Below are 12,427 nucleotides of genomic sequence, written 5' to 3'. Positions count from 1 at the left end.
GAGATGAGTGAACGCAACTGCTATATTGCCATCACCCAGACCCAGGAATGCCTGCAATGGTTAAGCCAATCACTCAAGGATGAAGGGGATGTGATTCCCGCTGACTCCCCCGCGACAGAGCGCGTGGTACAACTCTCGGATGCGGTGGGGGCTACCACCATTTTTATACAGCTGAATCCCGCCGACTATCGGCAAGAGGCGCAGCTGATTGAAGGCATTATTGCAGCCAAACCATTCTTGCCGGTGATCGTCGTCGCAGACTCTTTTGACCAGAATTTGCTATTAACGGTGATGCGCCTGGGTGCGCGCGATTTTATCAAAACCGATACCCGTGCCAGCGAAGTGGTGGCTGAAGTCAAACGCCTGACACCTCGCGATGCGGCACTGCATGCACCGCAAGCAGATCATGGCGGCAAAATCACTGCTGTGATCAGTGCGCGACCTGGCAGTGATTCACCGATGCTGGCCCTACACCTGGCCCTGGCCGTGCAAGAGACGGAACCTACCCTACTGCTTGACCTCGGCGTCCCGCACGGAGATGCCATGTTATATCTGGGGCTGACCTCATCCTATAGTTTTATTGATGCGATTCGCAGCCTGCGCAGAATTGACTCCACACTGATCCAGACTGGCTTTGGCCGGCATAAAAGTGGCCTCACCGTACTCTCAATGCCGGAAGACCCTTGGGCAGGCGCACAATTCACGGCGGCAGATGTCTGCGTGCTGTTACGGAGTTTGCGTCGACACTTCCCCAGAATCATCGTCAATCTTGGTGGCATGGTCGGCTCGGATTTCCTGCTGCTGTTATTAGGCAATGTCGATCAAGTACTGCTGCTAGTCGAACAAAGTGTGCCTAGCTGCCGGCAAAACATGCAACTGATCAAACATCTGCGAGAAGAAAAAGTCGCGTTGAGTGGCGCAGGTGTCGTGGTAGACCATTACCTGTCAAAAATGCCGCCTGATGCCGAGAGTATTGCCCAGTCTTTTGGCCTGCCGCTGCTGGCCACCCTATCCTCGTCAGGCATGGCGCGCCTGGCCACCATGAATTCAGGGGAAAGCATGTTTGAGCTGTCGCCCAATGACCCATACAGCGTCAGTGTACGCAAACTGGCTGACAAACTACTGGACGCCCCCATCTCTGCCTCAGAGAAAAAGGACGGCCTGCTTCACAAACTGATTGCTGCGATCACGCCTCTGCGTGAAAAGCACTAGAGAGGCAATGATGAACCTGCAGCTACGTGGATTTGATTACGGCCTGAAACAGGCGCAAGACTATCAGGAGCTCAAGTTTCAACTCCATCAGCACCTGATTGCAGAAATTGAACGTGACCATATCGGCCTGCTTGACCTCGCCCGCAGTGACATCGCAGACTATGTGCGGGAGAAGGTGATCAGCTATGTCGCCGAGCGGCACTTGCCCATCAGTGGCTACGACCTGGATAACCTGGTCGAGGAAGTCGTCGATGAGCTGGCAGGCTTTGGCCCGCTGGAAAGCCTGATCAAGGATGACCGTATTAACGATATTCTGGTGAACGGCCCTAAAAAGATTTTTGTAGAACGGGATGGGCGACTCGAAACCACCTCGTTGCGCTTTATTGATAACGAACATGTATTACGTGTGATTCGCCGCATTCTTGCGCATTTGGGCCGTCGTATTGATGAAGCCAGCCCCATGGTGGATGCCCGCTTGCCGGATGGCAGCCGGGTCAATGCCATTATTCCGCCACTGGCGCTTGATGGTCCTTGCCTGTCTATTCGTAAATTCCGCAAGCAACCCTTGCTGTCTGGTGATTTGCTGCAATACGGCACCTTAGACAACGATATGCTGGCGTTTCTGACCGCCGCTGTTGAGCGTCGCTGCAACCTGATTGTCAGTGGCGGCACCGGCGCCGGTAAAACAACCTTATTGAATGTCCTGAGCCGCTTTATTCCCCACAGCGAGCGTATCGTCACTATTGAAGATGCCGCAGAGCTACAACTGGAGCACGAACACGTGGTCAGGCTGGAAACCCGGCCATCGAATATCGACGACCATGGTGAAATCACTGCACGTGAACTGGTGAAAAACTCCTTGCGCATGCGCCCAGACCGTATCGTACTGGGCGAAGTGCGCGGCGAAGAAGTGATGGATGTGCTACAGGCAATGAATACCGGCCATGACGGATGTATGAGTACCGTGCATGCCAACAGTCCGGAAGACGCCATGTTGCGTTTCGAAATGCTGGCGGGATTAGCCAAATTTCATGGCACAGAAGCCACCTTGCGCAAAATGATCGCCGCCGGGATTGAGCTGGTGGTGCAAATCGCCCGCATGCCCAACGGGCAACGCAAAGTAACCTCAATTACCGAGATTGCGGGGGTACGGGATGGTCATTTCGTGCTGAATGAACTCTATGCTTATGACGCCAACACCGGGTATTTTGCACACCCGATGGTCCGCCCCTGCAATAAAAAGTTACAAGACCTGGCGTTCAGGAAGCTGTGATGAATACACTGGCCATCTCGTTCATTGTCGGCGCCATAGGCATGCTGCTACTCGCCGTGTGGATGCTCAGGCACAGCAAGCAGAAACGTTTGCGCGAACGCATGATGCTGCATTTCAGAGAGGTGCTACCGTATGGCAGTACCGTCTCCGGCGTCGCACCCGGCGACCAGCAAAGTTACTGGCACCTGCTTAAGGTGCGCGCCTCTATCTATGCCGGGTTCGAGCTGCAAAAGAAGCATGTTGTTGGTATCCCGATCGCCTTCATGTTCACCGGCATGGTGGGGTGGCTCATCTATGGTTTTGTGGGCGCCGTGCTGATCTTCAGTGCCGCGATCTTTGTGTTCGGTTTTCTGCTGCCATACAGCCGCTTGCATCGGCGACGGGCACAAACGGTTGCCCAGATTCCCCTGTTTATTGATCAGGTATTGCGCAGCCTCAGTACCGGCCGCAGCCTGGAAAGCGCCATGCGTTTTGCCGCAAGCGAGGCACTGACACCATTACGTGACGTGGTGGATCGCGTGGTGCGCGCAGCGGACCTGGGTGCAGATATGATCGAAAGCCTGTCAGAGGCAGCCAAGCTACATAATCTGCGTGAACTGAACCTGATTGCGCTGGCCATGCGCATCAGCAATCACCACGGCAGCAGCCCGCGTGACATGCTGGAGAGCGTAGTAAAAATGGTGCGTCAGCAGGAGCTGGCGCGGCGGGAACTGGCCGCCATGACCGGCGAAACCAGAATGTCGGCCTGGGTGCTGGGAGTGACGCCGCTGGTCATCGCTGGCTACATCATGTTAACCAACCCCAACTACCTGAACATGTTACTTGAGGATGCCTCAGGGCAAACCATGATAGTGACCGCCATGGTATTTCAAGGGCTGGGGGCACTCATCCTTTGGCGCATGTTGCGGAGTGTTTGACGATGAATATGGCCTGGTCGATCTCTATTATCCTGATGTTACTGGCGGCGGGGCTATTTCTTTACACGGCCCAAAAAAATAGCCACCCAAGACATATCCAGCGACGCTTTCGCGAAGCCTTGCACCAGGAAGGCATTCATATCTCTGCCCAATTAGGATCACTCGATCTTGAAGAGGCCTTGCAAAACATGCTGGACAAGGTTTCGCGCAGCGAAATGGAGGAAATGCAGCGTTTGCTGCTACAGGCAGGCTGGCCCGGGGCCAAGGCAAAATGTACGTTCTTGCTAATCGCATGGGGACTGCCCACGGTACTTGGTGCCTTTTCTGCCATGTATGCCATATTGAACCAGGACAGCCTGATCAATGTGCTGTTTCATTTGCTTTTTGTGTTTGCAGCCACCTTTGTGCTCATTCGCCGCTCGCTGCGCTGGAAAGCGCAAAGCCGGCGTGATGCCATCCGCAAAGAGGTGGTGCCGTTTTTGCACCTGCTGCGCATGCTGTTTGAGGCAGGCCTGTCCATGGAGCATATTCTGCTGGTCATCGAGCAACAGGGCAAAGACCTGATTCCCAACCTTGCCGAAGAGCTCGGCCTGGTGATCAAACGCATACAAACGGGTCAAGACCGGTCGGATGCGCTGGTCGAAATGGCCGCGCCATTAGAAGTGATGGAGTTGAACGACACGATTGCCATGCTTAAGCAGGTCACGCGTTATGGCGGCAATATCAGAGATTCACTGACTGAATATACTGCACTGATCGAGCAACGCCAGGTCTCGGAGTTGCGCGAATATGTCAGCAAACTCTCGGCAAAAATGACAGTGGTCATGATTCTGTTCTTGTTTCCAGCACTGATGATTTTCCTGGCCGGACCAGGATTTATCGGGCTGGCGAAAGCATTGAAAGGAGCAAACGGCTTATGAAATCGATCACCATCATGATGGTATTAGCGGGGCTTTGGCTACATGGCTTGCCACATGCGCTCGCTGCTGATACCGATACAAAATCGCTGCGACAGATCAAAGTCCCAGCCAATAAAGCTTGCACAGAAGTCTCTGCTGAAGAAACCACAAAGCTCGGATTCATTCAGCAGATGCTGGCCGAAGGCAAACCGCACGCTGCACTCGCCCACCTGGAAGCGGCCAACATTAAAAATGAACAGGCGGCCTTGCTGCGTGCCCATGGCTTACGCCAAACCGGGCGCGCCTTGCAGGCCCAGGTCATTTATGAGCAGTTAACCACCAGTTGCGTTTCCGGGTACGCCTATCGCGGCCTGGGGCTGATTGCCAGCAATGCCGGTCATTTGCAAGAGTCACTGCGCTATTTGCAGGCAGCCAGTGATGCACTGCCAACGGAACATACCATCCGTAATGATCATGGCTACGTCCTGATGCAATCGGGCGCAACGGAACCGGCTTTGCACGAGTTTTTAACCGCAGTGGAACTTGCACCGGACTACCGGCAGGCGGCCCATAACCTCATCCTGCTGCTTTACCAGCAAGGCGACACCGCCAGGGCCGAGGCTTTTGCCAGGCAATTTGGCGTCGACGCCGAGGAAATGCAGCAACTTAAGAAAATGACCCCGGAAAACCGTCGAGCAGGCCCTTAAACCGCAAGGAGTGCATCATGAAACGATTTATTACGCTCGCCCTCTACGGCTTTTTCAGCGTCACCCATGCCATGGCGGAAGACAACCAGGCCATCGTACAGACACCTGCACGTGAGCTATCTCCAACCCAACAATGGCTGGAACTGCAACGCTCTGGCAAAGCGGCCTCGCCCCAAGCCCAGCCGGTCTCTGGCGAGGTGATGGATAAAGTGCATAACCGCTACATCAAGAGCTTTGAGAAACCCATCCCAGAGTATTATGAGCATGCAATGCCCACCACCCGCTAGCGCGCAATCCCAGCGCGGAGCGATCGGCCTTGCCGGCGGTTTGCTGCTATTGATGGCTTTGCTATTCACTGCCCTGGTGGTAGACAGTGGCCGCCTGTGGATGCAGCAAAAGCAATTGCAATCGATTGCAGATATGTCTGCCATCCATGCCTCACGCTATCTTGGCTGCCAGGCCAATCTGCAAAATATCGTACAAATGGCGCAGCAAGCAGCAGTAAATAATGGCTACGGCGGACAACTTGCCAGCAATCCCAACCAAGTCCTGCTTGGCAGGCTGGATACCGTACAAGGCATACGGCAATTTACTGCCGATGGCAGTCATCAGGCGATTTATGTCAGGGCGACAAAAGAAGTCGCCAAAAGCCTGGTCGCCGGTGGGCTGATGGGTGGCACCATGCTGTTGCGGGCGGAAGCGGTGTCAGTGTCCGATCCGCCATTAGCCGTGTTTAGTGTGGGCAGCTTTACAACCAGCCTCAGCAGCCAGCAATCCGTGCTGCTGAACGGGCTGCTCGGAGGCATGCTGGGTGGGCCACTCAACCTGGATGCAGTGACTTATCGAGGCATCGCAGCCACCAAAATCACGCTGCACGATATCCTGGCCGTGTCCGGCCAAGCCGGTACGCTGGAGGATTTACTCAATACCAATATGCAAATTGGCGATTTACTCGATCTGCTCGCCAGTGCGGCAGGCCAGAGTGGGGCGGCAAATCTGCAAGCGGTCTCGGCCATGCAGAGTATCGCGGCGATTGCGATCAAAAATGTCCCCATCAAGCTGGGCGACGTACTGGCGGTGACTACACCTGACACCAATGCCGCGGCGGCTGTTGCCCTGAATGCATTATCCATGATTACCACGGCCGCCATGATTGCCAATGGCACCAATGCGATCAGCCTGCCTTTAACACTCAACCTGGCCTCTATCACCAATATCAACGCGCAAGTGACGGTCATTGAACCGCCCCAACTGAGTGTAGGCCCGGCAGCGGGCAGTGGCAACCTATGTGCTATCGCGCGAACGGCGCAAATCAGGGCCAGGGTTGGCGTTCTGGTCAACATTCCACTGTTGGCACGCATAGACCTTGCGTTGAATACCGAAGTCGCACAAGGCTCTGCCGGGCTGCGTACCATACAGCAAAATGATGGCGTATCAGAGGTTGAAATAGACGCCAGCCCCGGCATCGCGGCGCTCACGCTCACCAACAATGCCGGTACGGGGCCAGCAAGAGTGTCCACCTTATTGAGTATTCCTATTGCAGATATCGGCTTAAACCTGCCTATTCAACCGGCCAATGCCCAAACGCTTCAATATTCAGTAGCAAATCCGGTGGAGAATCACTTGCCCCAAATGCAGTCAGTCTCCAGCCCGGTGGGCAGCAGCCTGGAAAACGCCCTGTCAAAATCGAACGCGCTCAATGTGACCATTCTGAGTGTACTGAATCTGGGATTGGTGAATAATGTGATTTCCACACTGGTCAGCCCGCTGCTGGCAGAGATCGGACGTGTATTGCTAGACCCGCTACTGAATTTACTAGGCATCCAGGTGGGTGGCATGGATGTCACCCTCGAGGATTTGCAATATCGTCAAGCCAAGCCTTTGGCCATGTAGCGACGGCCTGGCTGTCTATCACCCCTTGACTTAAGCGCAGGAGAATCAAGTGACCCATCGCAGAGTATTAATTGCTGGTGCAACAGGCCTGGTAGGCTCGCATATCTTGCAGCGCCTGTTACAAGACGATACGGTCTCAGAAATCCATCTGCTGTCCAGACGCGATCTCGCGCGCCAACACCCCAAGCTCCACCTGCATCAAGTAGACTTCAAGCAATTACCCCCACTGCCGCCGCTAGATGAAATTTATCTGGCACTAGGCACCACGATCAAACAAGCTGGTAGCCGGGCAGCTTTTGAAGCCATAGATCTGGACGCAAATGTGGCCGTGGCAAACGCCGGACTCACCGCTGGCGCAAAACGACTCGGCTTGGTGAGCGCCATGGGGGCAGATGTTGATTCAATGCTCTTTTATAACCGCATTAAAGGCGAGCTCGAAGCTGAGCTCTCCACGCTGCCCTTTGAAACCTTGGTGATCGCGCGCCCCTCTTTTTTGCTAGGTGACCGTGACGCGTTAAAGCAGCCGCAACGACATGCTGAAAAACTCGGTATTTTTATTTTCAAACTGTTAGCACCGCTCTTACCCATACACCTGCGCGCTGTAGAGGCCTCTAAAGTGGCAGCATGCCTGGTGACGCACGTGCCTGCTGTGTCAGGCGAGAAAGTCATCCTCTCTGGAGAGCTGCAAAATGATGGATGAAAAAAAACAACAGATGAGAGAAATCAAGGGATCAGGGCCACCGGAATGCCCGGCTGAATATGTGATGATCGCGCTCAGTGAATGCAGCTTATTGCGCCATCACCGACTGAATCAAGCTTCGATTTTCTGAAGAGACGTCCAGAAACTCCAGATTGGTTCTAAAGCCCTTCATGCCACACAGCGAAGAGAACGTCACCCGGCAATTAAACCGGTAATTACGCAGTGCCGACCCGACAAATACCGGCACATGCACATTGCATATCTGCCCGGGTTTATATTGCTTGTCGGCGAAGAGGCTCATTCCCATCAAAGAGATATCGTGCGTAAACACGATATATTGACAGCCCGTACTATCGACTAACTGAGATTTCTTGTGCCACGAGCGACGATTCTTGTCTATTGAGGTATTGTGCAAACTACTGGAAGACATGGACTAACTATGACTGACTTAATTGCCCGGCATTATATGATAGACACCTGTTGAAAAGCTGGGATTGCCAAGCCAGGTAAATCAACTTTACGCATCCTATCCCGCCATAACAAATACCATGAGAAATGCATTAAAGTAAGGCATGACGCATCGAGCATTTCATCATGCCAGGTCATTTTAAGCACATAAAAACCACTTCATACTTAGTCGAAAAAAATGAATAACTCTCTGACTCATATTTTTGCAGCCGCCATGGTTGCGCTCTCTGTCATTGCAAACGCTCGTTTAGCTGCCGAAGAAATGCCGCAACCATCGACCATCAGACTGCCTGGCATTTACCATGTATGGGGCAAAGAGACAAAAGACATGCCCTCGATTACTTTTGACGAACTAGAAGAATGCATGAGTTCTGATGTCACGATCAGACAGCGATTTGATAGCTTCCAACTTGAAACAAAACAGATGAACGAAGAAGTGTTAAAAGCCGAGAATAGTGTCCAGGAAAACCAGAATGCCAGGCTGACTTTGGAAAAAGAGGCAAGTGCGGTGCAGTCAGAGATTGCAGCAATGAATGCGCTGAATGATCAGCTCTCTCAAAGAAAACAAGCGCTCTCTGTGCAAACGCGCCAGAGAGTGGATGCACCAACAGCAAAGAAAATCAATCAACAGGTCGACCAATTCAATAAAGACATTGCTAAATTTAATGCTGACTCATCCGTATTAAAAGAAAAAACACAGCAATTAAAAGCAAAACAGCAGCAATTTAATGACAATTTAGAAGGCTTAAAAAACCAGTTAGACCAATTAAATAGCAAAACCAGTGCGTTTAATGAACGCAAAAAATCTTTCGACAGTACGCTTCTCTCTTTTAAAGATAAATGCACAGGTGCACATAAGCTCGAAAAGTAAAAAGGCACCTCCGAAGAGATGCCTTTTCTAGCACTGAATCAATATGCAGTTAATCGAATGCGGATAGGGAATGTTTTACCCCGTTTAAAATAAGTCACCTCAGTTTAAACGGTCCTAGTGGCAAAGCATGCCCTGACTGAATAATGCCGGGAAGCGCCTATCTTTCATATGGGAAATTTTCCCGAATGTGCCGGGAAGGCGCTTCGTATCAACGCGAAAAACTTTAAGGTGCGTGAATCACATTCACCACTTTCAACCGCCTGGATTCGCCATTCGGGAATGGCCAGTCAATTTCCTGGCCGACTTTTAACCCGAGTAAAGCAGTGCCCACCGGTGAAAATACAGAAATCTTTCCCAGTTTAAAATCAGCTTCGTCTGGAAAGCATAACTCAACTTCTCTTTTTAAATCGTTGCTTTTATCCAGGTAAATTACACGTGAGTTCATCCTCACGACATCCACAGGCACTTGATCCGCGGCAACGACAATCGCCCTGCCTAGCTCATCCCGTAACAATTCATCATTCACCAGCGTCGATAAGCGCGCATAGTCCTGATCCGACAATATTAAGTTTTCAGATTCCATATTTTCCAACCATACAAAATGCTAATCATCCCCAAGGGCAAGCGGACAGAATAATAGCTATAGGTGGAAAAAATAAGCCTGTGCAATAGAACATCACTGTTTCCTATATGACTACAATCACTCTATGTTGCAGTGATCAAGCATCAGAAAAGAACTGCTTTTTCAATCCAAGTCGGATGGCGACGCTTTATCCCAATAAGGTTCTGCGCCAAATCGCTCAGACAAATAGTCAATAAAGGCACGGGTTTTCAAGGGTAGATTCCGCTTGGGCAAATACAATGCGTAGACATGTTGCTCTACAGGAATGTATTCAGACAAGACCGATTTCAGACGTTTGGCTTGCAGGTCCTTACCGATAATAAACGTTGGTAATAGCGCCAAACCAAAGCCGCCTAAAACGACTTGCGACAATGCCTCATCGTCATTAATCCGCAACCTGCCAGAGACATTAACGGCAACCTCGCCTTGTGGCCCGTTAAAGCGCCACAGGCCTTTATCTCCCGAGTGAATATAATCCAGGCAATTATGATTGACTAAATCCTGCGGGATGACGGGAATGCCATGGCGCTCAAAGTATTTGGGGGTTGCGCACAGGTTTCGTCGAATCGGTGCCAGCTTTCTCGCCACCAGGCTTTGCGGCAAATCCCTGGTGATTGCAATCACCACGTCATACCCTTCTTCAGTCAAATCCACTAAGCGATCGGTAATCGTCATGTCGATTTCCAGTTGCGGATATCGATCCATAAACTCAGCAATGGCAGGCGCAATATGCAAGGTGCCAAAAGCCACTGAAGCGGCTACTTTAAGCACGCCGCGCGGTTGTGCATTCAGGCTTTCAATCATTTGCTGTGCTTCTTCGGCTTCATAACTGATGCGGGTGCAATAGTCATAAAAGCCAGTGCCAATTTCGGTCAAGCTGAGATGCCGGGTACTGCGGTTAAGTAAACTGGCGCCTAAGGCATGCTCTAACTTCGCGACCGCCTTGCTCACGGAGGATTTGGTCATGCCCAGCTTCCTGGCTGCAGCCGAGAAGCTTTGCTCATTGACTACATGCGCAAAAATGATCATCAGGTTTAAATCATACATCAGCTGATTGTATCCCAATAAGAAACAGTTATATGCAATCTGAAGGACTAATTTTATCCATAGAAATGTATAACATACGACTTGGATGAAGGTTAAAAATGAAGCATAAACAAGGATGTTGAGCCATGTATAAAGCATTTTCCAATACCAGATTATTCGTGATGACTTATCTTGTCCTGATATTGCCAACCTATTTGGCTGATGCTGGCGCTATTGCAAATGGCTCTATACTTTACATTTTATCGATGGTCGGAATATGGGGAATCTGCTTGATCAGAGGCACCATTATCGGCAAAAACTGGTTGGTGCTCATCCCGTCTGTCGCCTTTGTATTCGACCTGACACCAGCCCTGGCAGCGATTTCATTCGTGCCTTATTTGTATCACTTGCTGGCCATACTCTTAGGGGCAGCATCTCCATCAGTCGCCGTCACTCATACCGACACTTATAAAATGAGATGAATCAGGTTTAGAAATCTGAATGGATACCGTCACTGCCGCGCTCTTGAGCCCTTCAATGAGCGCGCGAAAATCAAGTACCATAAGGCCAAGCCGACAGATCAGCCAACGATCTAACTCCAAATGACCATCAATTAGTCGCATCAATACCCCCCCCTGACCAGCCCCCTCTTGCATTACCCCAAAAAAGTTTATACACTACATACAGACCTGTCTGCCTATACTGGGGATCTATCCTAATTTGAGTGTTTCGCATTAGGTTTAGTCAGACAGCTTTAGTGGTGTGGCGAATTAAAACAAAGACTTCAAGGGGAAATAAAGATGAATGAAGATAAACATGCAGGCAATGTGATTTTACTGAGGACAGCTTGCATGACATTGCTATTGGGTTTAGTGCTGGCATGGTGCCTGGTGATGACCCGCGGCATGAAAATTCCTTACATGCTCAATCTATTTACCAGCACCGAAAACCTGCTATCTGGCCATTTAGACTACTTAATGATGACCATGTTGTTATTAGGTTTTTATGCCTCAAAAATTAGCTTGCCCAAGTTTGTCCTATGGCCAATGGCATTAGGTTCCATCGGTAACCCAACGGCATTTCTCGTGTTAGCGATTGCCCCCAAAATTCACTCATTGCCTTATATTGTGTTTCTCTATACGACATTATCGTTAACCACCTTTGGGTTTGGCATGGCTGCGATTAAAACGCTTAGATACTCTCTGAAGTAAGCTTAACGCTAGCGTAAAGCAATAGCATTTGGGCGCATACTCACCATGGGCATCAATCTTAAGAACTCGTATACACAATATGGTCTGATCGCCAGAATTCTGCATTGGACCAGTGTAGCGATGCTGTTAACCATCATCGTGGTGGCTAGCCAGTTCACAGACAAGGCCGCCAACGCTGACAAACTGACACTAATCTCCCTGCACGCTTCAATCGGCATTCTGCTGCTGCTATTGATGCTTGCCAGGCTGACATGGCGAAACCTGAACCCAAATCCTATTCACTCTTACAGTATCAAAACCTGGCAAAAGCTGGTGGCGATTTCCTTGCACAGATCCATATACCTCATCATCATGACACAGTGTTTCTTGGGGATATTGATGTTGCTAAGCAGCGGCGAAACACTGTATTTTTCCGACATATTAGAATTGCCGCCATTACTTGAAAAAGCGCACCCCATTCACCAAACCTTATTAGGCTTTCATTATTTAATTTCGGTGATGATTTACCCGCTATTTGCAGTCCATATTACTGCGGCCATTTATCATCAAATCTTTGGCCTAATAGAAGAGCATTCATAGAAAATCCTATCAGGGCAGCTTCTATCAATAGCGGCCACTATGAGGCGAG

General features: G+C 50.6%; 15 protein-coding genes. 12 read left to right on the top strand and 3 right to left on the bottom strand.

Annotated elements, in window-relative coordinates:
• The first annotated feature begins 3 nt into the window (after nt 1-3).
• Genes OH31_RS09335 through OH31_RS09300 form a run of 8 tightly spaced genes read left to right on the top strand, consistent with a single transcriptional unit; the run spans nt 4 to nt 7,601 of the window.
• Nucleotides 4-1,212 (top strand): lipoprotein, encoded by a 1,209-nt coding sequence (locus OH31_RS09335; RefSeq protein WP_024930508.1) that lies wholly within the window; start codon nt 4-6, stop codon nt 1,210-1,212.
• A 7-nt stretch (nt 1,213-1,219) separates the two neighbouring features.
• Entirely contained in the window at nt 1,220-2,485 is a 1,266-nt protein-coding gene (locus OH31_RS09330; protein WP_024930507.1) for a CpaF family protein, read from the top strand.
• The gene (locus tag OH31_RS09325) at nt 2,485-3,402 is read left to right on the top strand and encodes a type II secretion system F family protein (protein ID WP_024930506.1); all 918 of its coding nucleotides are present in this window, start codon (nt 2,485-2,487) and stop codon (nt 3,400-3,402) included. Before OH31_RS09330 ends, OH31_RS09325 begins: the two co-directional genes overlap by 1 nt.
• Nucleotides 3,403-3,404: 2 nt before the next feature.
• Nucleotides 3,405-4,322, top strand: coding sequence for a type II secretion system F family protein (locus OH31_RS09320; protein ID WP_024930505.1), 918 nt, complete (start codon nt 3,405-3,407; stop codon nt 4,320-4,322).
• Complete coding sequence (locus OH31_RS09315; RefSeq protein ID WP_024930504.1) at nt 4,319-5,008, top strand: hypothetical protein; 690 nt, start codon at nt 4,319-4,321, stop codon at nt 5,006-5,008. The genes OH31_RS09320 and OH31_RS09315 overlap by 4 nt, the downstream gene beginning before the upstream one ends.
• Before the next feature lie 17 nt (nt 5,009-5,025).
• The gene (locus OH31_RS09310) at nt 5,026-5,295 is read left to right on the top strand and encodes a DUF3613 domain-containing protein (protein ID WP_024930503.1); all 270 of its coding nucleotides are present in this window, start codon (nt 5,026-5,028) and stop codon (nt 5,293-5,295) included.
• Entirely contained in the window at nt 5,273-6,901 is a 1,629-nt protein-coding gene (locus OH31_RS09305; protein WP_024930502.1) for a hypothetical protein, read from the top strand. The genes OH31_RS09310 and OH31_RS09305 overlap by 23 nt, the downstream gene beginning before the upstream one ends.
• Nucleotides 6,902-6,950: 49 nt before the next feature.
• Nucleotides 6,951-7,601, top strand: a complete 651-nt coding sequence (locus OH31_RS09300; RefSeq protein WP_024930501.1) for an NAD-dependent epimerase/dehydratase family protein — start codon at nt 6,951-6,953, stop codon at nt 7,599-7,601.
• An 88-nt stretch (nt 7,602-7,689) separates the two neighbouring features.
• On the opposite strand, the gene OH31_RS15315 is transcribed toward OH31_RS09300, so the two are convergent.
• Nucleotides 7,690-8,031 (bottom strand): PilZ domain-containing protein, encoded by a 342-nt coding sequence (locus OH31_RS15315; protein WP_081624269.1) that lies wholly within the window; start codon nt 8,029-8,031, stop codon nt 7,690-7,692.
• Nucleotides 8,032-8,247: 216 nt separating this feature from the next.
• On the opposite strand from OH31_RS15315, the gene OH31_RS09290 reads away from it, so the two are divergent.
• Nucleotides 8,248-8,940: a hypothetical protein gene (locus OH31_RS09290; protein WP_242402244.1), complete on the top strand. Its 693-nt coding sequence runs from the start codon at nt 8,248-8,250 to the stop codon at nt 8,938-8,940.
• 223 nt (nt 8,941-9,163) lie between these two features.
• On the opposite strand, the gene rnk is transcribed toward OH31_RS09290, so the two are convergent.
• Both rnk and OH31_RS09280 read right to left on the bottom strand, forming a co-directional pair.
• Nucleotides 9,164-9,523, bottom strand: a complete 360-nt coding sequence (gene rnk / locus OH31_RS09285) for a nucleoside diphosphate kinase regulator (RefSeq protein WP_024930499.1) — start codon at nt 9,521-9,523, stop codon at nt 9,164-9,166.
• Nucleotides 9,524-9,685: 162 nt separating this feature from the next.
• Nucleotides 9,686-10,609, bottom strand: a complete 924-nt coding sequence (locus OH31_RS09280) for a LysR family transcriptional regulator (RefSeq protein ID WP_024930498.1) — start codon at nt 10,607-10,609, stop codon at nt 9,686-9,688.
• Nucleotides 10,610-10,734: 125 nt separating this feature from the next.
• Here OH31_RS09280 and OH31_RS09275 point away from each other — a divergent pair, with 125 nt between their 5' ends.
• From OH31_RS09275 to OH31_RS09265, 3 genes are all read left to right on the top strand, one after another.
• Nucleotides 10,735-11,070, top strand: coding sequence for a hypothetical protein (locus OH31_RS09275; protein WP_024930497.1), 336 nt, complete (start codon nt 10,735-10,737; stop codon nt 11,068-11,070).
• Nucleotides 11,071-11,388: 318 nt separating this feature from the next.
• Nucleotides 11,389-11,799: a hypothetical protein gene (locus tag OH31_RS09270; protein ID WP_019883593.1), complete on the top strand. Its 411-nt coding sequence runs from the start codon at nt 11,389-11,391 to the stop codon at nt 11,797-11,799.
• Between the two features lie 45 nt (nt 11,800-11,844).
• Complete coding sequence (locus OH31_RS09265) at nt 11,845-12,378, top strand: cytochrome b (protein ID WP_024930496.1); 534 nt, start codon at nt 11,845-11,847, stop codon at nt 12,376-12,378.
• Nucleotides 12,379-12,427: the final 49 nt, after the last annotated feature.

The organism is Methylophilus sp. OH31 (genome assembly GCF_000576615.1).
In the GTDB taxonomy this organism is placed as follows: Bacteria; Pseudomonadota; Gammaproteobacteria; order Burkholderiales; family Methylophilaceae; genus Methylophilus.
This window is presented reverse-complemented; position numbering and strand designations above follow the sequence as displayed.

Bases quoted from the DNA above. Each gene is read 5' to 3' on its own strand.
- OH31_RS09330 (WP_024930507.1), top strand. From the start codon at position 1,220: ATGATGAACCTGCAGCTACGTGGATTTGATTACGGCCTGAAACAGGCG.
- OH31_RS15315 (WP_081624269.1), bottom strand. From the start codon at position 8,031: ATGTCTTCCAGTAGTTTGCACAATACCTCAATAGACAAGAATCGTCGC.
- rnk (WP_024930499.1), bottom strand. From the start codon at position 9,523: ATGGAATCTGAAAACTTAATATTGTCGGATCAGGACTATGCGCGCTTA.
- OH31_RS09275 (WP_024930497.1), top strand. From the start codon at position 10,735: ATGTATAAAGCATTTTCCAATACCAGATTATTCGTGATGACTTATCTT.
- OH31_RS09265 (WP_024930496.1), top strand. From the start codon at position 11,845: ATGGGCATCAATCTTAAGAACTCGTATACACAATATGGTCTGATCGCC.
- OH31_RS09305 (WP_024930502.1), top strand. From the start codon at position 5,273: ATGCAATGCCCACCACCCGCTAGCGCGCAATCCCAGCGCGGAGCGATC.
- OH31_RS09290 (WP_242402244.1), top strand. From the start codon at position 8,248: ATGAATAACTCTCTGACTCATATTTTTGCAGCCGCCATGGTTGCGCTC.
- OH31_RS09270 (WP_019883593.1), top strand. From the start codon at position 11,389: ATGAATGAAGATAAACATGCAGGCAATGTGATTTTACTGAGGACAGCT.
- OH31_RS09280 (WP_024930498.1), bottom strand. From the start codon at position 10,609: ATGTATGATTTAAACCTGATGATCATTTTTGCGCATGTAGTCAATGAG.
- OH31_RS09325 (WP_024930506.1), top strand. From the start codon at position 2,485: ATGAATACACTGGCCATCTCGTTCATTGTCGGCGCCATAGGCATGCTG.
- OH31_RS09315 (WP_024930504.1), top strand. From the start codon at position 4,319: ATGAAATCGATCACCATCATGATGGTATTAGCGGGGCTTTGGCTACAT.
- OH31_RS09310 (WP_024930503.1), top strand. From the start codon at position 5,026: ATGAAACGATTTATTACGCTCGCCCTCTACGGCTTTTTCAGCGTCACC.
- OH31_RS09335 (WP_024930508.1), top strand. From the start codon at position 4: ATGAGTGAACGCAACTGCTATATTGCCATCACCCAGACCCAGGAATGC.
- OH31_RS09320 (WP_024930505.1), top strand. From the start codon at position 3,405: ATGAATATGGCCTGGTCGATCTCTATTATCCTGATGTTACTGGCGGCG.